The sequence below is a fragment of the Pseudomonas taeanensis MS-3 genome (assembly GCF_000498575.2).
In the GTDB taxonomy this organism is placed as follows: domain Bacteria; phylum Pseudomonadota; class Gammaproteobacteria; order Pseudomonadales; family Pseudomonadaceae; genus Aquipseudomonas; species Aquipseudomonas taeanensis.
In genome coordinates, this window is the sequence record NZ_AWSQ01000002.1 from 283062 (window position 1) to 306200 (window position 23139).

Here is a 23139-nt window from a genome sequence, read left to right on the forward strand (position 1 = left end):
GCATGATTGCGTCGCAAATGTATTCAGCGAAGGGGCGCTACCGGCATAGGATTCAGCTGCTGAGGCAATTGCGTCCCTGGCGTTTGGCTTTATACAGCGCGCTGTCGGCCCGGGCGATCAGGCTCTGCAGGCTGTCTTTCGGCTGCATCAGGGCCAGACCGATAGAGACGGTTACGCCCGGTAAAGTGCCGAGTGGAGAATAGAAAGAAGTGACCTGCTGCAGGCCCTGGCGCAGCCGCTCACCAATACTTCGGCCGTCGTCTTCGCCCATTTCCGGCAGCAGGATGACAAACTCCTCCCCGCCGTAACGGGCCAGGCTGTCTGTGGGGCGCAACTGGGCGCGCAAGGTTTGTGCAACCTGCCACAGAGCGTAGTCGCCGGCGATATGGCCATGTTGATCGTTGTAGGCTTTGAAGTGGTCAACATCCAGCATCAGCATGCACAGTGGCCGCTTACTGAACGTGCAGCGAGTGCTTTCGCGCTCGAATACATGCGTTAGCCAGCGGCGGTTGAAGGTGCCGGTAAGGGTATCGATGTTGGCGTTCTGTTCGCTGTCTAGAAGGACTCGATTGCCTTGACGCACTCGTTCGCACAGCAGCTCCAACAGGTTGTGCATCAGTTGTGGCGATTGTTGGAACAGGTTGATCAAGGACTCACGGTGTAAGCGCAGTGCGCTGCTGGGCTCGCTAGCCACCACATAGGCCGAGGGGTGCTGGTTGTCGATGAAGCTGATCTCTCCAACACAATCGCCGATTGAGAGGGTGCTGACCGGCTGATTCTCCAGTGATCCGAGATACACCTGGCACTGACCTTTGAGCAGCAGATAAAGGTACTGGTTGCGGTTGAACGGAGAGAGGAGGATTTCGCCAGCTTCCAAGTCGCAGGCACGAAACTCTTTCAACAGTTGATCGATGCTGTTGCTGGCGACGTTGTTGAACAGTCGCAGTTGCCTGATCTGTTGCAGGTCAGCCTGCCAATGGGCGATTTTCATCGCAATCGCAGGTGGCGCGGTCTGCGCAAAATGGACGGCATCACGAACACTCCTTGTCGTTTCAGCGAACTCTTGGTTCGACATTATTCCTGCGGGATAGGACTGGCAATCCTCGACAAAAGGCCACTGACCGGTGGTGGGATGGAAGTGACTACCCCGTCACAAAACCACTCTGGGTTAATTGCGTTCCGACCTAGGAGGCGAGTTGGTCACTGTCCACGCGACTGCTGCCAGTCACGTGGAGTGCTCGACAAATCCCTGGGTGTCGGAACGTCAGGGTTGATCGCTGGCTGGCGCTGCTGGCCTTGGGCAACTAGCCGTTTAGACGTGCGTCTAGCCAGGTGCCGATGTCGCGAATCTCTTCCGGCAAGACTTCGTGGGCCATTGGGTAGTCCTGCCAGGTGACGTTGATCTCGCGCTTGATCAGCCAGTCATGAGCAGCGCGACCCATGCTAGGTAGCACCACGTCGTCCTGGTCGCCATGTAGGCAATAAACCGGCAGCAGTCGTTTGCTCGCGTCTAGTTGCAGGTCGTCGCTGAAGGTCGGTGCGTAGGTGGATAGCGCCAGCACCCCACCTAGCGGGCCTTGCCAGCGCAGGAAGGCGGTGTGCAGGACCACCGCACCGCCCTGGGAGAACCCCGCGAGAAATATCCGCGCCGGGTCGATGCCGCTGTCACGCTGCGCTTCGATCAGCCTGATCACTTGCTGCGCCGAAGTCTCCAGCTGCTCGCGGTTGATAGCACGTGCCGGGCTCATGGCCAGGATGTCATACCAGCTGGGCATGGCCCAGCCGCCATTAACAGTCACAGCCTGGGTGGGGGCCTGGGGGAGGACGAAGCGGGTGCTACGCAGACGTTCTTGCAGCGCCTCGGCCACTGGCATGAAGTCATAACGGTCGGCACCCAAACCGTGCAACCAGACGACACAGGCGTCGGCGCTCAATGGGGGCTGAAGAATCAAAGGGTCGCTCATGGGGGCTCCGATGTAGTGCGGGCGCGCTTATTGTGTGCGCCGAATTTTCCAATGGGTGGTCAATTTGTGAAGAAGATGTCGCAAGGTTACAAGTTCTGCTCTTGACCTGCCCGTATGGTGAGTCAGGCGAGGCTCTGGTACGGGCTTTGCTTTACCAAATAGGACTGGTGACGTAGCCCGGTAGCGGTAACACTGCTAACCGAATGGGTGCGGAACAGGCAGGAAGCCATGTAATGGGGGTTCCAAAAGGTTCGCCACACGCTGCTGAAGCGTTGGGCGAATCGCGCTCCGTCCCTGATCCCATTCGATCAATGGGCGGACGTGAATGAATAGCTGAGGAAGCAATCTGCTACTAGACTCTCGAATAGGCCTGATCCCGGTTGACCGAGTTGCTGCCAACACGGTCAACGTGCCCCACAAGGGTACGGTGCTAAGGTCGAGACTCCAACACAACAAAAGCAACTGGAGGTTTTAATGAAGATGGTGAAATCCACCCTGGCTGTGCTGACCACAGCAGCTGTTCTCGGTGTTAGTGGCTTCGCACAAGCGGGCGCTACCTTGGACGCGGTACAGAAGAAAGGTTTCGTACAGTGCGGTATCAGCGATGGTCTACCAGGCTTCTCCTATGCGGATGCGAAGGGTAACTATCTGGGGCTCGACGTTGACGTGTGCCGTGCTGTGGCAGCTGCCGTATTCGGCGATGCCACCAAGGTCAAATACAGCCCGCTAACCGCCAAGGAGCGCTTCACTGCGCTGCAGTCTGGCGAAGTCGACATCCTCTCCCGTAACACCACCTGGACCAGCTCACGTGACGCGGGCCTGGGCTTGAACTTTGCCGGCGTCAACTACTACGACGGTCAAGGCTTCCTGGTGAACAAGAAACTTGGCGTCTCCAGTGCCAAGGAACTCGATGGCGCGACTGTCTGCATCCAGGCCGGTACCACCACCGAACTGAACCTCTCCGACTACTTCCGCGCAAGCGGCATGAAGTACACCCCGATCACTTACGACACCTCCGATGAGAGCGCCAAATCGGTTGAAGCAGGCCGCTGCGACGTGCTGACTTCCGACCAGTCGCAACTCTACGCACAGCGCATCAAGCTGGCTGCGCCGGATGAGTACGTGGTGCTGCCGGAAGTGATCTCCAAGGAGCCGCTGGGCCCGGTGGTTCGTCAGGGTGATGAAGAGTGGTTCGACATCGTGCGTTGGTCGCTGTACGCCATGGTCAACGCCGAAGAAATGGGCATTAACTCGAAAAACGTCGAGGAAATGGCCAAGACCACCAAGAACCCTGACATCGCCCGTCTGCTGGGTGCGGAAGGTGAGTTCGGTAAAGATCTGAAACTGCCGAAAGATTGGGCGGTGAAGATCGTCAAGCAAGTGGGTAACTACGGAGAAAGCTTTGATCGCAACGTCGGTGCCGGCAGTGCACTGAAGATCGAACGTGGCCTCAACGCCCTGTGGAACAAAGGTGGTCTGCAATACGCACCGCCGGTGCGCTGACTGTCTTTGCTGGCGCCCCGTCCTGAGGCGTCAGCAACGTTCTGATGATGTGAGCCCCTTGCCCGCGCGTGCGGGCAAGGGTGTTCCAAGAGGGCTCCTATGCAAAATACTGCCAATAATTCGCACCCAAAGGGTTCGGTCTGGACCGACCCCAAGGCTCGTGCATGGCTGTTCCAGATTATTGCCGTCATCGCCGTCGTGGCGATGGGTTGGTACTTGTTCGACAACACCCAGAGCAACCTGGAAAAGCGCGGGATCACGTCCGGCTTCTCCTTTCTCAGCAACAGTGCCGGCTTCGGCATCGCCCAACACCTGATTGATTACAGCGAGAGTGACTCCTACGGACGGGTCTTTGTCATCGGCTTGCTCAACACCTTGCTGGTCTCGGTGATCGGCATCGTGTTGGCGACCATTCTCGGTTTCATCCTCGGTGTCGCCCGGCTGTCGCCAAACTGGCTAATCAGCAAGATGGCTACCGTCTACATCGAGACTTTCCGCAACATCCCGCCGTTGCTGCAGATATTCTTCTGGTACTTCGCGGTGATGTTGTCGTTGCCGGGGCCGCGGCAAAGTCTGGGGGTTGGCGAGACGTTCTTCCTCAACAGTCGCGGCCTGTACATGCCGGCGCCGAGTCCTACCGACAGTTTCGGCACCTTTATCGGCGCCTTGCTGATCGCAATCATCGCTATCGTGTTGCTGGGGCGCTGGGCGAAAGCGCGCCGGGAGGCAACCGGTAAGGTCTTCCACGTATCGATCGCTGCGGCGGTGGTGATCATCGTACTGCCTGGTATGGCGCTGCTGTTTGCGGGAAATCCCCTGCAGTGGGAAACACCGGCCCTGAGCGGATTCAACTTCCGCGGCGGTTGGGTCATGATCCCCGAGTTGATCGCGCTGACCCTGGCGCTGACCATCTATACCGCAGCCTTTATCGCCGAGAACGTGCGCTCCGGCATCATGGCGGTCAGTCACGGTCAGACCGAGGCTGCACGTTCATTGGGCTTGAGCGGCGCAATCACCTTGCGTCTGGTGATCATTCCCCAGGCGCTGCGGGTGATTATTCCGCCGCTGACCAGCCAGTACCTCAATCTGGCGAAAAACTCCTCGTTGGCGGCTGGTATCGGCTACCCGGACATGGTTTCGCTGTTTGCTGGCACGGTGCTCAACCAGACCGGGCAGGCTATCGAAGTGATCGCCATCACCATGAGCGTGTACCTGGCCATCAGTATCAGCATTTCCATGCTGATGAACTGGTACAACAAGCGTATTGCGCTGATCGAGCGATAAGGAGCAGCCCATGCAAACCCATACCTTTAAACCCGATATGCCGCCTCCAGTGCTGAGCGTCGGTGTGCTCGGCTGGCTGCGTACCAATCTGTTCTCCAGCTGGTTCAATACTCTGCTGACCCTGTTCGCCGTCTATCTGGTCTGGCTGATCGTGCCGCCGCTGATTCAGTGGGCGTTTATCGAGGCCGATTGGGTCGGTACCACACGTGCCGACTGCACCAGTGATGGCGCTTGCTGGGTGTTCATACAGCAGCGCTTCGGCCAGTTCATGTACGGCTTTTACCCCACCGAGTTGCGCTGGCGGGTAGACCTGACAGTCTGGATGGCCGTCATCGGTGCTGCACCGTTGTTCATTCCGCAAATGCCACGCAAGGCACTTTACGGGCTCTGCTTCCTGGTGGTGTATCCATTGCTGGCCTACTGGCTGTTGCACGGCGGCTTCTTCGGCTTGTCCACAGTACCGACAAGTCGCTGGGGGGGGCTGATGTTGACCCTGGTGATCGCCTCTGTAGGCATCGCTGGGGCCCTGCCTCTGGGGATCGTACTCGCGCTCGGTCGGCGTTCGGACATGCCGGCGATCCGCGTGCTGTGCGTGACCTTCATCGAGTTCTGGCGCGGCGTACCCTTGATTACCGTGCTGTTCATGTCCTCGGTGATGTTGCCGCTGTTTCTGCCGGAAGGGCTGAGCTTCGACAAGCTGATGCGCGCGTTGATCGGGGTGATCCTGTTCCAGTCGGCCTACATTGCCGAAGTGGTGCGCGGTGGCCTGCAAGCCATTCCCAAGGGGCAGTATGAAGCGGCCGCGGCCATGGGTCTGGGTTACTGGCGGATGATGGGCCTGGTGATTCTGCCGCAAGCGTTGAAACTGGTGATTCCGGGTATCGTCAATACCTTTATCGCGCTGTTCAAGGACACCAGTCTGGTGATCATCATCGGCTTGTTCGACCTGCTCAACAGCATCAAGCAGGCCACCACCGACCCGGCCTGGATAGGCATGGCCACCGAAGGCTATGTGTTCGCCGCCCTGATTTTCTGGATTTTCTGTTTTGGCATGTCCCGCTACTCCATGCATTTGGAGCGCAAGCTGAACACTGGCCACAAGCGTTAGGAGTTTTGTCATGAGTGAAGCTATCAAGCAATCGATCAGCGCCGAGCCGGGAATTATCCAGATGGATGGCGTGCACAAGTGGTACGGCGAGTTCCACGTGCTCAAAGACCTCAACCTGAACGTGCAGCAAGGCGAGCGTATCGTCCTCTGCGGCCCGTCCGGTTCCGGCAAGTCCACGGCCATTCGTTGCCTCAACCGCCTGGAAGAACACCAGCAGGGGCGCATTGTCATCGACGGCACCGAACTGACCCACGACCTCAAGCACATCGAAGCGGTGCGTCGCGAGGTGGGCATGGTGTTTCAGCACTTCAACCTGTTCCCGCACCTCACTGTGCTGCAGAACTGCACCCTGGCACCGATGTGGGTGCGCAAGATGCCCAAGCGTGAGGCGGAAGAGGTTGCCATGCACTATCTCGAGCGTGTGCGAATTCCCGAGCAGGCGCTCAAGTACCCGGGGCAGCTCTCCGGCGGGCAGCAGCAGCGCGTGGCGATTGCCCGGGCACTGTGCATGAAGCCGAAGATCATGCTGTTCGATGAGCCGACCTCGGCACTCGATCCGGAAATGGTCAAAGAGGTGCTGGATACCATGGTCAGCCTGGCCGAAGACGGCATGACCATGCTCTGTGTGACCCACGAGATGGGCTTTGCCCGTACCGTGGCAAACCGGGTGATCTTCCTCGACAAGGGCGAGATCGTCGAAGAGGCCGATCCTGATACCTTCTTCACTAACCCGAAGAACGAGCGTACCCAGTTGTTCTTGAGTCAGATTCTGCACTGAGGCCCGCTACAACCAGCGTCAAATGAAAAAGGGAGCCTGCGGGCTCCCTTTTTCATGGGCTGTCGATTTCTATAGACGGGACTCGTGCGCGTATCTCGTGCAGTGAAAAGCCTGTCAGGGGCCAGCTGGTCCTAGTCAGGGAGTGTTTCAGTAGGGGCACGCATACGTCGACGAAAAGCGCCTGGGGCTTCCCCGCAGAGCTGTTTGAACCGCTTGGCAAAGGTCGCGCGGTCGGCATAGCCGATTTGCTCGGCGACTTGTTCCAGCGAGCGCGCTGGGTTGCGTAGTGCCGTTTGTGCGGCACTGATGCGCAGGCGTTGCAGATAGTCATTGGGCGTCAGTCCGGTGCTGGACTTGAAGCGCCGGAGCAGGGTGCGTGACGAGCATTTGGCCTGTGCGGCCAGACGGTTGAGGTCGATCGGCTCGGCATGATGCTGCTGCATCCACTGCAAAAGCGGTCGGAGCTGACTATCACCAGGGTCGATGGACGGCAGCAGTGGCGCGAAACGCGACTGCTGGCCGCGCTGAGTATCGAATACCAGGGCATTGGCGACTTGTTGCGCGAGCCCGGTACCGGCATGCCAGGTGATCAGGTACAGACACAGGTCCAGCCCGGCCTGGGCGCCGCCTGAACTGAGCAGGTTGCCGTCGTGGCAGAGCAGCTCGGCAATTTCCAGGTTGACCTGGGGGAAACGCTGGCGAAATTGCCGGGCCAGTGCCCAGTGCGTGGTCGCTCGGTGACCGTCGAGCAAGCCCGCGGCGGCGATCAGGAAGGCACTGCTGCAGAGGCTGGCGATCTGTTGGCTGGCGGGGCGCTGTGCCAGCCAGGTGATCAGCGCGGCATTGGCGCACAGACTGGTGTCTATGGCGCTACCGGTGGCAGGGATTATCAGCAGATCGGCGCTTGAGGCGAGTTCCAGACCGCCATCCACCTGAATACGGGCAAAGCCCAGGTCGACCGGCCGTGCATCCAGGCTGCAGCGCTGCAGATTGAACAGTGGTTGCTCGGCCAGCTGATTGGCCAGCGCAAACGCATCGCAGGCCACGCTCAGGCTGGAGCAAACCGTTTGTGGGCAGACGTAAAAAACGATGCTGAGCATGGCGACTCGAATAGATGGATACTTTGGCGATTAATGACACAAAATTGGCTAGTACGCCAATCGCGCTTTGTCCCGGATGCGGCAATACTCAGTGCAGTCTTTCCTGCGGAGTGCTGCCCCTATGAGTCATCCCAATGCCGACCTGATCCGACGCTTCTACCAGGCCTTCCAGCAACTGGACGCCGAGAGCATGGCGGCCTGCTATAGCGATGACGTGCGTTTCAGCGATCCGGTGTTCGAGGATTTGCGCGGCGGCGATGCGGCGGATATGTGGCGCATGCTGGCGGCGCGCGCCCAGGATTTTTCCCTGACCTTCGACGCGGTCGAGGCGAATGAACAGCGCGGCAGTGCGCGCTGGGTGGCGACCTACCTGTTCAGTCAAACCGGCAACACGGTGGTCAATCGGATCGAGGCGCGCTTCGTCTTTCGCGATGGCAAGATCGTCGAGCATCACGATCATTTCGACTTGTGGCGCTGGGCTCGCCAGGCACTAGGGATGAAGGGCCTGGTGCTGGGTTGGGCGCCTCCGGTGCAGCGAGCCATACGTCAGCAGGCGGCCAAGGGCTTGGCCGCATTTCAGGCTGGCCGCTGACCGCCGCGCGGCCTGGGGCGCTGGGGCACCTATCTCTGCTAAGCTCGGCGACCCGATAGCCGCCGATTGATTAGCGCCCGCAATGCCCGATCCCGTGATTGACCCCGCTCCAGACGATGTCAGCAGCCCTGCCGCAAAGCCGGACAAAGTCTGGTTCGTCTATCTCGTGCGGGCGGCTAACGGGGCGTTGTACTGCGGCATCAGCGACGACCCGCAGCGGCGCTTCAAGCAGCATCGCAGTGGCAAAGGCGCTCGGTTCTTTTTTTCCAGTCCCGCGGTGGCCTTGGTGTATACCGAGGTCTGCACAGGCAAGGGCGAGGCGCTACGCCGTGAGCGGGCCATCAAACGTCTGGGCAAACCGGCCAAGGAGACGCTGGTCTCTGGCAGCAGTCTTATCGGCGCGGTTGATAGTGAGCTATCACGCTGATCGGGTAGGCCGCTGTGCCCCTCGCGAGTAAGCTGGCGGTTTAGCCCTATCGCTGCGGAGCCAGTCATGCACGAGTTGATCCTGCACCACTACCCAACCTCGCCGTTTGCGGAGAAGACCCGACTGCTGCTGGGGTTCAAGCAACTGTCCTGGCGTTCGGTACTGATCCCGCCGATCATGCCCAAGCCGGACCTGACAGCACTGACTGGCGGTTATCGCAAGACCCCGGTTCTGCAAGTCGGCGCCGACATCTACTGTGACACCGCCCTGATTGCCCGGCGCCTGGAGGCGGAAAAAGCCATCCCTGCGCTGTTCCCCGAGGGGCAGGAGTTCAATGTCGCCAGTTTCGCCCAGTGGGCCGATTCGGTGGTTTTTCTGCACGCGGTGAGCCTGGTGTTCCAGCCGGAGTCGGTTGCCGCGCGCTTCGGCAAGCTGCCGCCCGAGTTCCTGAAAGCCTTTATTGCCGATCGCTCGACCTTGTTTAACGGCGGTCTGGCCACGCGCTTGCCGGCCGAGCAGGCCAAACATCAGTGGCCGGCGTTAATGACGCGTCTGCAGCAGCAACTGGGCCGTGAGGCGGGCGACTTTCTGTTTGGCGAACCTTCGCTGGCCGACTTCGCCATGGCTCATTCATTGTGGTTCCTGCGCGGAACCCCGGTAACGGCGCCACTGGTTGATGACTACCCGGCCGTCGCCGCCTGGCTGGACCGGGTGCTCGGTTTCGGTCACGGCTCGCATACTGAGATGAGCGGCGAAGAGGCCGTCGCGCTGGCGCGGGACGCCACGCCCGCGGCGCTGCCGGATGAGCAGTTTGTCGACCCCAGCGGTTTGCAGGCCGGTCAAACGGTGGCGATCTCGGCCATCGATTATGGCGTGGACCCGGTTGAGGGTGAACTGGTGTTCAGTGGCCGCGAGGAGCTGATCCTTCGCCGCGAAGATTCGCGCGCCGGCACCGTGCATGTGCATTTCCCGCGTATGGGTTTCCGTATCGAGGCGCGTTAACAGGCCATTGAAAAATGTAGCGAGCGATGGCTAGGCAAGGCGAAGTCAGCCGCAACGCAGCGAAGCGGAGTAACAGCCAAAGGCTGGCCCGCAGGGCGAGCGTAGCGAGTCAAAAGCGCAGTGTACGAGCTGTACATGAGCATTTTGAGGCTGATTTCAACGTGGCATAGCTGAGCGCAGTAGTTTTTCAACAGTCTGTTAGTCCGGGGTCGCCAGGCGCAACCTTGGCAGTTGTCGGGCCAGCGCCTGAAAGTGCGCCAGGCTTTCGTAGCACAGCACCACCTCGCCAGCCAAGCGGCTGTACCAGGCGTCGGGTGCGCCGCAGTTGCTCAGGCGCAGGATCAAGTCGCGCGGCAGTCGGTAGGTTTCGCTGACCCGCGCGGCGATGGCTTCTACCACGCCGGAGCTGCGGATCTGCTCGAGCAGGCGCGGGCCTTCGCTCAGGCGCGTGCTGGGTGGATCGTAGATCACCTGTAAGTGATGACGGTGCGACGAACCTGCTACCCGCCCGTGCTGTTGTTCGACCCAGGCCAAGGCCTTGCGCACCTGTGCGTACTCCTGATCGCAGTACAGCGCTCGCTCCACCGGCAGGCCGGTGATCTGTGGCACCCATTCCAGCGCATCCGGGTCGCTGCCATAGATCAGACACGCGAGGTTATAGAAGCGCTGGGCATCCAGGCCATGACTGTCCCAGGCATGCACCTCTTCGTTATCCGGTTTTGGCCGCCGCCATTCCAGGCGCCAGTAGTCGGCCACATCCAGCAGCTTGGCGTAGATGTCACCGTCGTTCTGCCGCGCGTAGGTGAGAAATAAACTGATGAAGCCGAGCTGGTCGGCGGCATCTTCCTCGCGACCGAGCACGGGCAGGTCGAGCTCGGCGATCAGCAGATGCCCGGTTTCATGCAGCAAGGTGAATTCGGCATTGGCGGCGACGAAGCGGGCGCTGTCGTTGCGCAGCGCCTCCAGCGGAGGCTCCTCAGTGGCCCCAGCCTGCAGCGTCAAACACAGGACACTCAAGATCACTAAGCAGTGGATGGCCGTGGTACGGGCCACGGCCAGGGGAGGGCAGGTCAGGCTCATGCCGGCTCCTTGTGGAGCGTGGCGGTTGATCCACTAACTCTAGCTCAGCGATCCGCCGGGGCGTCTCGTGCAGAGAGATCGAGTTGTTACCTGCGCTGCAGTTTCAGTCCTTGCGGCGTTTGAGCTGGTCGGTCAGTTGGGTCGGCAGGTTGCGGATGATCAGCGTGTCCTGGGCTTCGTCATACTCGATCTTCGAACCGAGCAGGTGCGACTCGAAGCTGATCGACAGGCCTTCGGCGCGGCCGGTGAAGCGGCGGAACTGGCTGAGCGTGCGTTTATCGGCGGGAATTTCAGGCGACAGGCCGTAATCCTTGTTGCGGATGTGATCGTAGAACGCTTGTGGACGCTCTTCGTCGATCAGCCCGGACAGCTCCTGCAGTCCCATCGGCTCGCCCTGCTTGGCCTGGCTGCTGGCGTAGTCGACCAGGGTCTTGGTCTTCTCCCGGGCAGACTCTTCCGGCAGATCCTCGCTTTCCACGAAATCGCTGAATGCCTTGAGCAGGGTGCGGGTCTCGCCCGGCCCGTCTACGCCTTCCTGGCAGCCGATGAAGTCGCGGAAGTACTCCGAGACCTTCTTGCCGTTCTTGCCCTTGATAAAGGAGATGTACTGCTTGGACTTGGCGTTGTTGCGCCACTCGGAAATGTTGATCCGCGCGGCCAGGTGCAACTGACCCAGGTCCAGGTGCTTGGCCGGGGTCACGTCCAGTGCGTCGTTCACCGCCACACCCTCGCTGTGGTGCAGCAGGGCGATGGCCAGATAGTCGGTCATGCCTTGTTGGTAGTGGGCGAACAACACATGGCCGCCGGTGGAGAGATTGGATTCCTCCATCAGCTTTTGCAGCTGCTCGACGGCCTGGCGACTGAAAGCGGTGAAGTCCTGACCGGCGTCGAGGTAGTTTTGCAACCAGCCACTGAACGGATAGACCGTGGATTCATCGTGAAAGAAACCCCAGGCCTTGCCCTGCTTGGCGTTGTAGCTCTCATTGAGGTCGGCGAGCATGTTTTCGATGGCCTGCGAGGCGCCCAGTTCGGTGTCGCGGGCATGCAGCACGGCAGGTGTGCCGTCGGGTTTCTTGTCGATCAGATGGACGATGCAATGGCGGATCGGCATGGGCGCTCTCTGTAAAATCGGTTAAGCAGGGGATGGCGCGCAGTTTACCCGACCCGCTGGTCCTGGGTCGCCCGTCGCCGCTGCAAGGTTTGTAATCGTTCGATCACATAGCGCAGGTGCATGTGCAGGTCGTAGAGCTCGTTGGAGTAGGACAGCGGCACCTCGACCTTGGCCAGCTTGTCCTGCAGACGCTCGAGGCGCTCGACTTCGGCGTCCAGGCGTTCCGGCAGGGTACCGGCGTCCAGCTGTCGGTCGATCTCGCGCAGGTATTTGTACCAGTGGTAGATGCGTGCGCGAATGCGCCAGCGATACAACGGGCCGACCGCCTTGAACAATGGAATCAAGACCATCAGCAAGGGGATCAGCAGGATGATGTAGCGATCGGCCAGGGCGGCAATGCGAAACGGCAGGTAGCGCTGCAGCAGTGGTAAACCGTTCTTGTAGTAATGCTCGGCTTCGCTGGACAGCTGGAAGGTCCGTGGCTGGTCGCTCGGGTAGGCGCCCGCTGGGTCGAGTAGGGTGCCGTTCTTGGTCACCTCGCGGGCAGCTTCGAGGATCAGTGGCGCCAGACCGGGGTGGAAATTCTGGTTGATCACCAGGGTGGCCACCGGCGACAGGGTGATGATGTCCTGCGGCGGCGCATTGTGGGTCAGATCGAGCAGGCCTTCGCTCACCGTGACCCGCTTGAGGAAGGGTAGGCGTGCCTCGTAGGCGGCGGCGCGGCGCAGAGTGGCCAGGCTCAGCTCAGGGTGTACGGCCAGTTGCTGGATTCGCGCATTCTCTGCCGGGCCGACGAAGAAGGCCGCATCCAGCGTGCCGCTGGTCAAGGCAGCTGCGGCTTTGCTGCCGCCCATGCTGATCCAGCTGGCCGGGTATTGTTGTGCGGTGATGGCGTTGGCGCCGAGGATCGCCTCGGTCGCCGCCTGGGTACCGCTGCCGGGGTTGCCCAAACCCAGACGCAGGGGCAGCAGATCGGACAGGTGTTCGATGCTGATGCCCGCACGGTGGAACAGCCAGAGTGGTTCCTGATAGACCGCGCCGAGGCTTTGCAGGCGGGTCCTGTCGAGCCGTTTGAGCTGTTGTTCCAGGCCACTTTGCACCAGGGCGATCTGCACCTCGGGGTCATCCACCAGCAGGCGTTCGAGATTTTCCCGCGAACCGGCGCTGGGCAGCAAAGTCAGTTCGAAACCTTCCTTGGCCAGTTGCTCCTTCAGTCGCTCGGCGAAGACCCGATAACCACCACCTTCCGGGCCGGTGGCCATGCTGGCGGTCATCGGCGGCGGTGGGGCGACGAAGTAGAACACCGCCGCGACCAGGGCTGCCACTACCGGGACTATCCACAGGTTGGCCAGGAGCAGGATTTTCAGGTCTTTGAGCACATGGCGCATGGGGCGTCCTTTCGGCGGATTCGCCCCAAGGATAGAGCCATGCGCCACTTCAGGTCACCCCGATCGGGTTATTGGGCGGTGTGATTAAGCCCTGCGGCAATGGCCAGCACTTGATAGATCTGGATCAGCAAGTTTGTTTGCGGTCAGACTCGACCTCTGCCGTACCCGTGCACCTAGCGCATGGGCGGTGTCGCGCCCAACGACTTACGCGTCCGGAGCGATTGCCATTGATCGAACAGCGCCAAGGCCGCGAGCAGACCCAGAGCGTACCAGGCATCGATGCCCAGCATCAGCAATACCAAGCCGCAGAGCAGTGCACTGAGTCCGGCCAACCAGCGCCACAGGCCTTTGAGCAGGATCCAGCCGGCCGCCATGCTCAGTAGATAGATCAGCACGAAGTTGCCATTGGCGTAGCGGATCAGTTGATCCACCGAGAGCGCCTGGCTCCAGGCCAGAGTGGCGCACAGCGCGCAGCTCAGCACCACTAGCAACAACGCAGGGCCGGGTACGCCATGACGGTTGCGCCGGGCCAGCCTGACCGGCAGTTTGCCTTCGTCGGCCAGGCTCCAGAGCAGGCGAGCGAAGCCTTGGATGTACACATTCATCGAGGCGAAGCAGGCCAGGTAGCCGACGATGGCCGCCAGCCAGCGTGCTCGCTCGCCCAGCAGCAGGTCGAGCAGCTGCGGCAGCGAACTGGCGTCACTGCGCGGATCGCCATAGGTCTGAAAGCTCAGCACTGCGACCGAGCAGGCCCAGTACACCAGGCCGGCCAGGAGCACGCCCAGCAGCAGCGCCAGGGGAAAGTCGCGTTCGGGGCGTTTGAACTCTTCACCCAGATGGGTAAACGCCTCGATGCCGACGAAGCACCAGAACATCACCCCCAAAGCCGCCGGCAGCAAGTGCCAGGAACCGCTCATGGCGGGCAGCAGAGGTTGGCTGGCATGGGGCAGGTCGCCGGCCCACCAGATCACCCCGATGGTCAGCACGATGGCCAGGGCGATGGCGCCTTGCAGCAGTCCTGAGGCCTTGGCCGGGCGCTGCCCGAGTAACAAGATAGCGCCCAGGGTGGCCAGTTGGATGGCCAGATTCTGGCCTGAACCCAGGTGGAACAGCGCCTGCCAGAAGCCAGTAGCGATCTGCAGCGCGGCCGGCAGGCCAACCGGTAGCACAGCGAGGAACAGCCAGGCGCTGAGGCGCTCCATACGCGGCCCGAAGGCGCGCCCGATCAGGTGCGGCGCACCGCCGGCATGGGGGAAATGCCGCCCTAGTTGGGCAAAAGTGAAGGCCACCGGCAGCACCAGCAGGATCAGAATCAGCCAGGCCCACAGCGAAGCCTGACCGGCGACCGTGGCGGCGAGGGCCGGTACCACGAAGATACCGGTGCCGAGCAGCGAGGTGCTTAACAGGCCAATGCCCTGCAGCAGCCCCAGTTCCTTGTTCAGTCGGCTCATGCTGTATGCTCGTGCGATTCGATGATGGTCCCGCCATCTTAAGCCGCCCGCCGGCCTTGCGATGCTTGCTAAGCGTCGCCCTTGACCGGCGAAATAGCGGAACTACCCGTCAATCTGCCTGTTGCGTGAGAACACCCAAGTGGACAAATTTGATCGCCAGATCATCGCCCTGTTGCGCGCCGACGCGCGTCTGGCGGTGAGCCAGATCGCCCGTGAAATAAACCTGTCGCGTTCTGCGGTAAGTGAACGCATCCGTCAGCTGGAGCAGGCCGGCACCATCCAGGGCTATCACGCGCGGATTGCCGAGCCAGCGGACGGTGCGGTGAAGGCGTTCCTCGAGCTGTTCTACAAAGATGGGCGTTGCGAGAACTACGTGGAGCGCATGCGCAGCTTCACCGAAATTCGCCGCTGCTGCGGCATCAGCGGCGAAACCGACATGCTGGTGTATGTCGAGGCCGGGTCGATGGCCAGGCTCAGCGAGATCCGAGGGCTGATCGAAAATTTCCCCGGCATGCAGAAGGTCAAGACCCATATGGTGGTGCAGGAGTGGGCAATGTGAGTCGCTCCATGCGCATCCTGCATACCTCCGACTGGCACCTTGGCCAGCACTTCATGGGCAAGACCCGTCAGGCCGAGCACCAGGCATTCTGCGCCTGGCTGATCGAGCAGGTGCGTGCGCACGAGGTCGATGCGTTGTTGATCGCCGGCGACATCTTCGACACCGGTGCGCCGCCCAGCTATGCCCGTGAGCAGTACAACCGCTTTATCGTCGAGCTGCGCGGCAGCGGCTGTGAGCTGGTGGTGCTCGGCGGCAATCACGACTCGGTGGCCATGCTCGGCGAGAGCAAGACCCTGCTGGCGCAGCTCGATACCCGGGTGATCCCGGCGGTGTGCGATGACCTGCACGAGCAACTGCTGCTGCTGAATCGGCGTGACGGCCAACCCGGCGCGATCCTCTGCGGCATCCCCTTTATTCGCCCGCGCGATGTGCTGCTGAGCCAGGCCGGGCAGAGTGCCCAGGACAAACAGCAGTCTTTGCAGCAGGCGATCCAGCAGCACTACTGCGACCTGTATGCCCTGGCCGAAGCCAAGCGCGAGGCGCTCGGCGGTCAGTTGCCGATCATCGCCAGCGGCCACCTGACCACGGTCGGCGCCAGCGCCAGCGAGTCGGTGCGCGAGATCTACGTCGGCGCGTTGGAAGCCTTCCCGACCAACGCTTTTCCGCCGGCCGCCTATATCGCCCTGGGACATATCCACCGGCCGCAGAAGGTCGGCGGGCTGGAGCATATCCGCTATTGCGGTTCGCCGATTCCCTTGAGTTTCGATGAAGCCAAGCAGCAGAAGGAGGTGCTGCTGGTCGAACTGGACGCGACTGGTTTGCGCGGCATCAGCGCGCTGCCGGTGCCGCGTTTTCAGCCGTTGCTCGGCGTGCGCGGCTCGCTCAAGGAGTTGGCGCTGGCCATTGCCGAGGCCGCCGAGCAGGGCAGCGAAGAACGACCGGTATGGCTGGAAGTGCTGGTCAGCACCGACGACTACCTGAGCGATTTGCAGGTGCGCATCGCCGCCCTGTGCGAGGGCCTGCCGGTCGAGGTGCTGCGCATCCGTCGTGAGCGCGGCGCTGCCGGTGCCGGCCTGCGCGGCCAGGCCAAGGAAACTCTGGATGAGCTGAGCGTCGATCAGGTGTTCGACCAGCGTCTGCTCAGCGAAACCCTGGACGAGGCGGATCAGGGCCGTTTGCGTGGCTTGTATCAACAGGTGGTCAGCCAGCTGACTGAGGGCAACCCATGAAGATCCTCAGCCTGCGCCTGAAGAATCTCAACTCGCTGAAGGGTGAGTGGAAGATCGACTTCACCGCCGAGCCGTTCAAGGACAATGGCCTGTTCGCCATTACCGGGCCCACCGGTGCCGGCAAGACCACCTTGCTCGATGCCATCTGCCTGGCGCTGTACCACCGCACACCGCGGATGAGTACGCTGTCCGCCAGCAGCAACGAGTTGATGACCCGGCACACGGCCGACTGTCTGGCCGAGGTCGAGTTCGAGGTCAAGGGTAGCGCTTACCGCGCCTTCTGGAGCCAGCGCCGCGCCCGCGACAAGGCCGACGGCCAATTGCAGCCACCCAAGGTCGAGCTGGCAGCGGTGGACGGACCGATTGTCACCGACAAGATCAACGAGAAACTGCGCGAGACCGAACGCCTTACCGGCCTGGATTTCGAGCGTTTCACCAAGTCCATGCTGCTGGCTCAAGGCGGCTTCGCCGCCTTCCTCGAAGCCAATGCCAACCAGCGTGCCGAGTTGCTGGAAGAGCTGACCGGCAGCGAAGTCTACGGACAGATCTCCCAGCGGGTGTTCGAGCAGACCCGCGAGGTGAAGACAGTTCTCGATCAGCTGCGGGCCCGCGCCGAAGGTGTGGAACTGTTAAGCGCCGAGCAATGCAGCGTGCTGCACGCCGAAGCCGAACAACTGGGCACCGAGGAAACCAGGCTGACTGCTGAACAGGTCGATCTGCAACGCCAGCGGCAATGGCGTGATGATTTGCTCAAGGCGCAGGGCCAGCAGCAAGCAGCCACACTGGCCGAACAGCGTGCCCAGGACGAGCTGCAGTCGGCTCAGCCGCAGTTGGGGCGATTGGCGGCCAGCGAGCCGGCGGGCCGTTTGCAACCGCTGTACCGCGACTGGCAACAGGCGCAGCAGGTGCTGCGCCAAGCCGAGCTGGCGGTGCAGCAGACCCAGACCGAACAACAACAAGCCGCACAGCGCATCCGCGAGTGCCTGTGGCAGGCCCGGCACTTCAGCCTGCAACTGTTTGATGAGCGTCAGCAGGCGCACGATCGACTTGCCGAACAGCGTCAGCAGCTGGACCTGCGCCTGGCCGAGCAAACCCGGCACGGGCGGCTTGGCGAGCAGCTGGGCGTATGGCGCAGCCAGCTCGAGGCACGCCAGCAGTTGGCCGCGGACCTGGCCCAGCTCGGCAGCCGTCAGCAGCAGACCGAGCAGGTGGCCGAGAGGCTGAAGGCGCAACTGGTGCAGCGCAGCGCGCAACTCGGCGACGAGCAGGCTCGTTTGGCCGAGGCGCAGCGGCTGGAGGGCGAGCATCGACAGCAACTCGATGTCCTGCTGGCCGGGCGCAGCGAGGCGGCCCTGCGCGAACGCTGGCAACTGTTGCATCGGCACAGCGGGCTGTTGGCCCAGCTCCAGCAGTTGGCCGCGACCCGCCAGCAGCTGAGCGAGCAGCAGGCGCAACTGCACGGCAAGGTCAGCGAGCTGGCTCTTCAGCACGCCGCCAAGGAGCGCGAAGTCGGCGCCCTGCGCGCGCGTTACAAGGACCTGCAGCAGCAGGTGCGCGACCAGGAAAAACTGCTGGAACAGGAACAGCGTATCCAGGCGCTGGAGACCTATCGCGCGCAACTGCAGGAAGGCCAGGCCTGCCCGCTGTGTGGCTCCGATCAACACCCGGCGATTGCTGCCTACCAGGCGCTGGACGTCTCGGCCACCCAGCAGGCCTTGCAGACCAAGAAGCTCGAGCTGGAAACCCTGGCCAATAGCGGCCAGGGTCTTGCCAGTCAGTTGGCGGCCTTGGCCGCGACCCTCGAACAACAGCAACAGCAGTTGCTGCACACCCAACAGGAGCAGGTCCGGCAGGCCGACCGTTGGCTGCAGTTGAGTGAACAGCTCGGTAGTCCTGTGGCGGATGCTGCCGCGCTGATAACCCATGAGCAGCAGCTGGTGAGCGAGCTGGACAACCTGCAGCACAGTCTCGAACGACTCGACGCTGTGAAAACAGCCCTCGAAGGTGCGCGCACAGCCAGCCAACAGCTCGGCCAAGCCCGTGCCGCGACAGAACAGCAGCAGGCGCTGCTCGGCCAGCAATTGCAGGCCAATAACAGCCAGCTCAGCGAGCTTTACGAGCAGGTGGCGAAGCTGCAGCGTCAACAAGGTGAGCGCGAACAGGCGTTGCGCGAGGAGTTGGCCCGCTTCGGCTACAGCTTGCCCAGCGATGGTGAACAGTGGCTAAGCGAGCGCACAGCCGAGTGGCAGAACTGGCAGCAGGCGCAACAACAGGCTCAGCAACTGGACGCTCAGCAGCGCGACGCGGAGCATGGGTTGACCCTCTCTCGCGACCTGCATGGGCACTGGCAACAGCGTTGGTCGGCGCTACAGGCGGCCGAGCTGGAGCTCTTGGCTGCGGTCGCCGACCCGCTGCTGGCCTTGCAGCAATGCGAAGCGCAACTGAGTAGCGCACAAAGTCGCCAGGAACAGTTGCACGGGACCCAGCAGACGCAAGCGGAGCGGCTGATCGAGGATCGGCACAACCTGCAGGCGAAAACGCGGCAGTGGGCTGATGCTCTGGCTGCCAGCCCCTTTGTGGATGAGGCCGGCTTTCTCGCCGCACTGCTCGACGAGCAGCAGCACAGCGCCCTGGTTCATCTCAAGGAAAAACTGGATAGAGCGCTGACCGAAGCTCAGGCCCTGAAAGCCTCCGCCGACCAGCAACTGATCGCCTTACAAGCCGCCCCGGCCAGCGAACTCAGTCGCGAACAGCTGGAGGACAATCTGTTGGTGCTGAACGCTCAGTTGAAAGTCCTGAGCCAGCGCCAAGGCGAAATTCGCGCGCAACTGCGCGGCGACGAGGCACGCCGACTGGGCCAGCAAAGCCTGTTCACCGAGATCGCCGCCAAACAGGGCGAGTACGACCTGTGGCAGCAGCTCAACAGTCTGATCGGCTCGGCGGACGGGGCGAAATACCGCAAGTTCGCCCAGGGGCTGACCCTCGATCACCTGGTGTATCTGGCCAACCAACAGCTGGAGCGCCTGCACGGGCGTTACCAGCTGGGCCGGCGCAGCAGTGGTGAGCTGGAACTGGAAGTGATCGACACCTGGCAAGCCGATGTCGCCCGTGACACCAAGACCCTTTCCGGCGGCGAGAGCTTCCTGGTCAGTCTGGCACTGGCGTTGGCCCTGTCCGATCTGGTCAGCCACAAGACCAGCATCGATTCGCTGTTCCTCGACGAAGGCTTCGGCACCCTCGACGGCGAAACTCTGGAAGTCGCCCTCGACGCCCTCGACAGCCTCAATGCCAGCGGCAAGATGATCGGTGTGATCAGCCATGTGGAAGCGTTGAAGGAGCGCATTCCGGTGCAGCTCAAGGTGCACAAAAGCGTGGGTATGGGCTATAGCGGGCTGGATAAGCGCTTTGCGGTTACCGGCTAGGGTCTGTAGCCGTTTCATTGCGAGCCGCGAATGAAACCGCAACAGACCCTAGGATTCGAGTCGCCAGCGAGGTTTAGGCGGGAGATGCGCTTCGGTGCATCGATGCTGTTAAGGCGTCTCGGTTGCACAGCCCCTGAGTGGCGTCCATCCGGGCGAATGTTCTTGCAAGCCATTCTCGATCTTGAACTTTTTCCAGTCGAAAGACTTCGCGAACTGATTGGTTTGCTCCGCCGGCATCGGTCGCGCAATCAAGTAGCCCTGCATCCAGTCACTGCCGACTCTATTCATAATGCAGAACTGCTCGGCCGTCTCTATGCCTTCGGCAATGACTTTGAGCCCCAGGCGTTTGGCCAGGGCGATCAGCGTTTCGCAGATGGCAAGACCTTCGTCGTTTTGCATATCGATGACGAAACTGCGGTCGATTTTCAGCACGTCCAAGGGCAGTTGACGCAGGTAACTGAGTGACGAGTAGCCAGTGCCAAAGTCATCCAGGGCAATCTCCACCCCGGTCATGCGTATTTCGCGCAGAAGTTGAATGTTGGCTTCCGGCTGCTGCATCAGCATCGATTCGGTCAGCTCCAGACAGAGTGCGCCAGGCGCTATGCCCACCTGGTTCAAGGTGTTTAGCAGCGAGTCGGCAAATGCCGGTTGTGCCAGTTGCTTGATCGAGACGTTGACGCACATGTGCTTAATCGCAGAACCCTGGTCCTGCCAGGCTTTCAGTTGCCGGCAAGCTGTTTCCAGCACCCACTGCCCGGCGTCCATTATCAGGCCAGACTGTTCCAGCAAGGGGATAAAGTCTGCTGGGTGAATCAGGCCCAGAGTGGGATGTTGCCAGCGTACCAATGCCTCTACGGAGTCGATGGCGCCGGAGGCCATGTTCAGCTCCGGCTGGTAGTGGAGGACGAATTGTTGTTCCAGCAGAGCAGAGTGCAAATCTGTCAGTAGCTGCAGGCGCTGGCGAGACTGCTCGTCGAAATTTCGCTGGTACACCACGGTTTGCCCACGCCCCTGTCGTTTGGCCAGGTACATTGCCGTATCGGCGCTGCGGAGCAACAAGGTGCCACTGCTGCCATGGTCTGGATAGACGGCTATACCGATGCTGGCATGGATGTAGATCTTGTCTGGACCCAGGGCAACGGGCTCACTCAGGCTCGCGTGCAGACGGTTGGCGACTGCCAGGGCCTGGCCGAGGTCGGGAATACTGGGCAGTAGCACCAGGAATTCGTCGCCACCCAGGCGGCCAACCATCGACTGATTTTCCTCCAGGAGGCCGCAGCGCGAATTGTCCATAAGGTTGTGATCGTGCAACTGCAACAGTTGGTCCGAGGCGCGCAGGCTGTGTACGAAGCGCCGTGAGACCTCGATCAGCAGGCTATCGCCAATCTGGTGGCCGAGCGTGTCGTTAATTTCCTTGAAGTCATCGAGGTCAATCATCAGTACGGCGTACTGACTGGTCTGGTTCACTTGCCGGTTCAACGAGTTGGTCAGGTGTTCGGCCACCAGGCGCCGGTTGGGTAAGCCGGTCAGGGCGTCGTAGTTGGCCATCTGGGTCAACTTCAGCGTGGACCTGCGTTGCAAGGCGAATATGCGCTCTACGGTTACAGCGAACCCGGCTATCAGCAGGCTTAGCAACGCCAGCCGTTGCCACATGTCCTTATGGATAGGATCGAGTGCCACGTTGAGGTCGGCCGCCGATTTATAGCGATGCAGCTGCCACGCTTGAGAGAAGGGCAGCTGGACGGTTTGCTCGAGATGAATGGCCGCTTGCTGCTTATCCGTGAGGAAATTCGGCAGGTCGAGGTTGCGCCTGTCCATGATGCGCACGCCGGTCTGGCGGTTTTCCAGCAGGTATTCGCTGGGTGGAGAGTCGAGGTCAATCTGCTGCTCGGCCAGGAATTTTTTGTCCGCAGCGGTGATGGGTAACCTGGGCCAGCCGTTCAGGACCGCCTCCAGTGCGTTGGCTCGTAGCACTGCGGTCACCAGTCCCTTGAACTGTTTGTTGACCCGATCATAGATAGGCACGGACAGTAAAATGCCGTGAGTATTGCGCTCGTCGCCGTTGGCGATCGAAGTGTACTGGGAGTTATCGCAGGTGCGCAGCAGGGGGGAAGTCATCGCCGCGATGCCTTCGGGGGCCTCACTAGGCAATTTGGGATGGTATTGCTGCAAATAGCCCAGCTGCCGTACATATTCCGCATACTCGGCCGCTTCGTGCTCTTCGGGTTCGTCCTGTTCGTGAGTACGGTCTGCCTCTTTCGCGTCGGCAATTCGTTCGAGCAGCACCTGATCAAACATCAGGAAGGGCACCTCACCCCGTTCGGGAGCGAAACCGCCATATACCAGATAGATTTCAGAGACCGCGACATCACTGGAAATGTGGTTATACAGCTGCTGGATAGTCTCGGCGTCACCCTCGCCGAAGTGGCCTAACTCGACCACATCGTCCTCGATGCTGCTGCGATTGCGCGGGGCCGTACTGCGAACAGCCGGCAGCAGGGAGATGGTCTTGATGGTGACGTAGGTTCGTTCCAGCACCCCGGCCAGCTTTTCGGCCATGGTTTGCGCTTCAAGACGCATCTCGTTGCTGATTTTTTGCTGGGTATTGGCCGCTATCTGCTGGGCGTCACGGTAGATGGCCAGCGCACCTATTACCCACAGCAGCATGAAACCAGCAGGAATGGCGTATTTACGCCATTCACTCATGCGCCATTTCGCGGATGTCCCCAGCATTGCTCTATTCGGCTTACTCGTCATAGGCCTGGCGATTCCCTGCAACTACCTGCATGTTGTACTTAGCGAGTGACCGACACTGGATGTGTGTTTCGCCCTGTTCTGTCGAGCGTCTCCGGCGCACGGCAGTTTGAGCCTGTGTTTGCTTAGCCTAGTCGTGAGCCAGAATTTAGCGAGGGCCGTGCGCGGGAGAAAACGACTGCATATCCGCTTGCTGGTACTTCTGTTGGTTATAACGAAACCATAGCAGAGCCGGTGCCCTTGTCGCTGGCGTGGTTATCTCCGTTGTTTACCGGTGGCTGCGGATTGTGCAGGGCGTGCCAGGCAGTCAGTCTCGGCCTTGCGCGAAGGCTGAGTGATTGATCAATGTCATTGTTGGGCGTGGCATCTGCGGCTAGACTGACCCGC

At 61.1% G+C, this 23139-nt stretch carries 18 protein-coding genes; 10 read left to right on the forward strand and 8 right to left on the reverse strand.

The window, feature by feature from the left end:
* Positions 1-52: 52 nt before the first annotated feature.
* Together TMS3_RS09385 and TMS3_RS09390 are read right to left on the reverse strand one after the other, a co-directional pair.
* On the reverse strand, positions 53-991 hold the full coding sequence (locus TMS3_RS09385) for a GGDEF domain-containing protein (RefSeq protein ID WP_025165015.1): 939 nt from the start codon (positions 989-991) through the stop codon (positions 53-55).
* A gap of 313 nt (positions 992-1304) precedes the next feature.
* Positions 1305-1964 carry an alpha/beta hydrolase gene (locus TMS3_RS09390; protein WP_025165016.1) on the reverse strand — a complete coding sequence of 220 codons (660 nt, stop codon included), beginning with the start codon at positions 1962-1964 and terminating at the stop codon, positions 1305-1307.
* 474 nt (positions 1965-2438) lie between these two features.
* On the opposite strand from TMS3_RS09390, the gene TMS3_RS09395 reads away from it, so the two are divergent.
* The 4 genes from TMS3_RS09395 to TMS3_RS09410 all read left to right on the forward strand — a co-directional run bounded on the left by TMS3_RS09395 (position 2439) and on the right by TMS3_RS09410 (position 6637).
* Positions 2439-3467 carry an amino acid ABC transporter substrate-binding protein gene (locus tag TMS3_RS09395; protein WP_025165017.1) on the forward strand — a complete coding sequence of 343 codons (1029 nt, stop codon included), beginning with the start codon at positions 2439-2441 and terminating at the stop codon, positions 3465-3467.
* A gap of 99 nt (positions 3468-3566) precedes the next feature.
* Positions 3567-4751, forward strand: a complete 1185-nt coding sequence (locus TMS3_RS09400; RefSeq protein ID WP_025165018.1) for an amino acid ABC transporter permease — start codon at positions 3567-3569, stop codon at positions 4749-4751.
* A gap of 10 nt (positions 4752-4761) precedes the next feature.
* Positions 4762-5859 carry an amino acid ABC transporter permease gene (locus TMS3_RS09405; protein ID WP_025165019.1) on the forward strand — a complete coding sequence of 366 codons (1098 nt, stop codon included), beginning with the start codon at positions 4762-4764 and terminating at the stop codon, positions 5857-5859.
* 10 nt (positions 5860-5869) lie between these two features.
* Entirely contained in the window at positions 5870-6637 is a 768-nt protein-coding gene (locus tag TMS3_RS09410) for an amino acid ABC transporter ATP-binding protein (RefSeq protein WP_025165020.1), read from the forward strand.
* Positions 6638-6768: 131 nt separating this feature from the next.
* On the opposite strand, the gene TMS3_RS09415 is transcribed toward TMS3_RS09410, so the two are convergent.
* The gene (locus TMS3_RS09415) at positions 6769-7737 is read right to left on the reverse strand and encodes a GlxA family transcriptional regulator (RefSeq protein WP_025165021.1); all 969 of its coding nucleotides are present in this window, start codon (positions 7735-7737) and stop codon (positions 6769-6771) included.
* Between the two features lie 121 nt (positions 7738-7858).
* Here TMS3_RS09415 and TMS3_RS09420 point away from each other — a divergent pair, with 121 nt between their 5' ends.
* The 3 genes from TMS3_RS09420 (at position 7859) to TMS3_RS09430 (ending at position 9758) form a co-directional block, all read left to right on the forward strand.
* Positions 7859-8329: a nuclear transport factor 2 family protein gene (locus TMS3_RS09420; RefSeq protein ID WP_025165022.1), complete on the forward strand. Its 471-nt coding sequence runs from the start codon at positions 7859-7861 to the stop codon at positions 8327-8329.
* A gap of 82 nt (positions 8330-8411) precedes the next feature.
* A complete protein-coding gene (locus TMS3_RS09425; protein WP_025165023.1) occupies positions 8412-8756 on the forward strand; it encodes a GIY-YIG nuclease family protein in 345 nt (114 codons plus the stop codon).
* A 66-nt stretch (positions 8757-8822) separates the two neighbouring features.
* Positions 8823-9758, forward strand: coding sequence for a glutathione S-transferase family protein (locus TMS3_RS09430; protein ID WP_025165024.1), 936 nt, complete (start codon positions 8823-8825; stop codon positions 9756-9758).
* A 198-nt stretch (positions 9759-9956) separates the two neighbouring features.
* Here TMS3_RS09430 and TMS3_RS09435 read toward each other — a convergent pair whose 3' ends face one another.
* The 4 genes from TMS3_RS09435 to yjeH form a co-directional block, all read right to left on the reverse strand.
* Complete coding sequence (locus TMS3_RS09435) at positions 9957-10838, reverse strand: DUF4344 domain-containing metallopeptidase (protein ID WP_043301848.1); 882 nt, start codon at positions 10836-10838, stop codon at positions 9957-9959.
* A 103-nt stretch (positions 10839-10941) separates the two neighbouring features.
* The gene (gene yejK / locus TMS3_RS09440; protein ID WP_025165026.1) at positions 10942-11949 is read right to left on the reverse strand and encodes a nucleoid-associated protein YejK; all 1008 of its coding nucleotides are present in this window, start codon (positions 11947-11949) and stop codon (positions 10942-10944) included.
* A 44-nt stretch (positions 11950-11993) separates the two neighbouring features.
* On the reverse strand, positions 11994-13337 hold the full coding sequence (locus tag TMS3_RS09445; protein ID WP_025165027.1) for a TAXI family TRAP transporter solute-binding subunit: 1344 nt from the start codon (positions 13335-13337) through the stop codon (positions 11994-11996).
* 173 nt (positions 13338-13510) lie between these two features.
* Positions 13511-14788, reverse strand: a complete 1278-nt coding sequence (gene yjeH / locus TMS3_RS09450; RefSeq protein WP_025165028.1) for an L-methionine/branched-chain amino acid transporter — start codon at positions 14786-14788, stop codon at positions 13511-13513.
* 139 nt (positions 14789-14927) lie between these two features.
* On the opposite strand from yjeH, the gene TMS3_RS09455 reads away from it, so the two are divergent.
* The 3 genes from TMS3_RS09455 to TMS3_RS09465 are packed head-to-tail and all read left to right on the forward strand — an operon-like array spanning position 14928 to position 19998.
* Positions 14928-15347, forward strand: a complete 420-nt coding sequence (locus TMS3_RS09455) for an Lrp/AsnC family transcriptional regulator (protein WP_025165029.1) — start codon at positions 14928-14930, stop codon at positions 15345-15347.
* Positions 15348-15355: 8 nt separating this feature from the next.
* Positions 15356-16576 (forward strand): exonuclease subunit SbcD, encoded by a 1221-nt coding sequence (gene sbcD, locus TMS3_RS09460; RefSeq protein ID WP_025165030.1) that lies wholly within the window; start codon positions 15356-15358, stop codon positions 16574-16576.
* Positions 16573-19998, forward strand: a complete 3426-nt coding sequence (locus tag TMS3_RS09465; protein ID WP_025165031.1) for an AAA family ATPase — start codon at positions 16573-16575, stop codon at positions 19996-19998. Before sbcD ends, TMS3_RS09465 begins: the two co-directional genes overlap by 4 nt.
* Before the next feature lie 108 nt (positions 19999-20106).
* On the opposite strand, the gene TMS3_RS09470 is transcribed toward TMS3_RS09465, so the two are convergent.
* Entirely contained in the window at positions 20107-22704 is a 2598-nt protein-coding gene (locus TMS3_RS09470; protein ID WP_025165032.1) for a putative bifunctional diguanylate cyclase/phosphodiesterase, read from the reverse strand.
* Positions 22705-23139 lie beyond the last annotated feature (435 nt).

Bases quoted from the DNA above. Each gene is read 5' to 3' on its own strand.
- TMS3_RS09385 (WP_025165015.1), bottom strand. From the start codon at position 991: ATGAAAATCGCCCATTGGCAGGCTGACCTGCAACAGATCAGGCAACTG.
- TMS3_RS09390 (WP_025165016.1), bottom strand. From the start codon at position 1,964: ATGAGCGACCCTTTGATTCTTCAGCCCCCATTGAGCGCCGACGCCTGT.
- TMS3_RS09395 (WP_025165017.1), top strand. From the start codon at position 2,439: ATGAAGATGGTGAAATCCACCCTGGCTGTGCTGACCACAGCAGCTGTT.
- TMS3_RS09400 (WP_025165018.1), top strand. From the start codon at position 3,567: ATGCAAAATACTGCCAATAATTCGCACCCAAAGGGTTCGGTCTGGACC.
- TMS3_RS09405 (WP_025165019.1), top strand. From the start codon at position 4,762: ATGCAAACCCATACCTTTAAACCCGATATGCCGCCTCCAGTGCTGAGC.
- TMS3_RS09410 (WP_025165020.1), top strand. From the start codon at position 5,870: ATGAGTGAAGCTATCAAGCAATCGATCAGCGCCGAGCCGGGAATTATC.
- TMS3_RS09415 (WP_025165021.1), bottom strand. From the start codon at position 7,737: ATGCTCAGCATCGTTTTTTACGTCTGCCCACAAACGGTTTGCTCCAGC.
- TMS3_RS09420 (WP_025165022.1), top strand. From the start codon at position 7,859: ATGAGTCATCCCAATGCCGACCTGATCCGACGCTTCTACCAGGCCTTC.
- TMS3_RS09425 (WP_025165023.1), top strand. From the start codon at position 8,412: ATGCCCGATCCCGTGATTGACCCCGCTCCAGACGATGTCAGCAGCCCT.
- TMS3_RS09430 (WP_025165024.1), top strand. From the start codon at position 8,823: ATGCACGAGTTGATCCTGCACCACTACCCAACCTCGCCGTTTGCGGAG.
- TMS3_RS09435 (WP_043301848.1), bottom strand. From the start codon at position 10,838: ATGAGCCTGACCTGCCCTCCCCTGGCCGTGGCCCGTACCACGGCCATC.
- yejK (WP_025165026.1), bottom strand. From the start codon at position 11,949: ATGCCGATCCGCCATTGCATCGTCCATCTGATCGACAAGAAACCCGAC.
- TMS3_RS09445 (WP_025165027.1), bottom strand. From the start codon at position 13,337: ATGCGCCATGTGCTCAAAGACCTGAAAATCCTGCTCCTGGCCAACCTG.
- yjeH (WP_025165028.1), bottom strand. From the start codon at position 14,788: ATGAGCCGACTGAACAAGGAACTGGGGCTGCTGCAGGGCATTGGCCTG.
- sbcD (WP_025165030.1), top strand. From the start codon at position 15,356: ATGCGCATCCTGCATACCTCCGACTGGCACCTTGGCCAGCACTTCATG.
- TMS3_RS09465 (WP_025165031.1), top strand. From the start codon at position 16,573: ATGAAGATCCTCAGCCTGCGCCTGAAGAATCTCAACTCGCTGAAGGGT.
- TMS3_RS09470 (WP_025165032.1), bottom strand. From the start codon at position 22,704: ATGAGTGAATGGCGTAAATACGCCATTCCTGCTGGTTTCATGCTGCTG.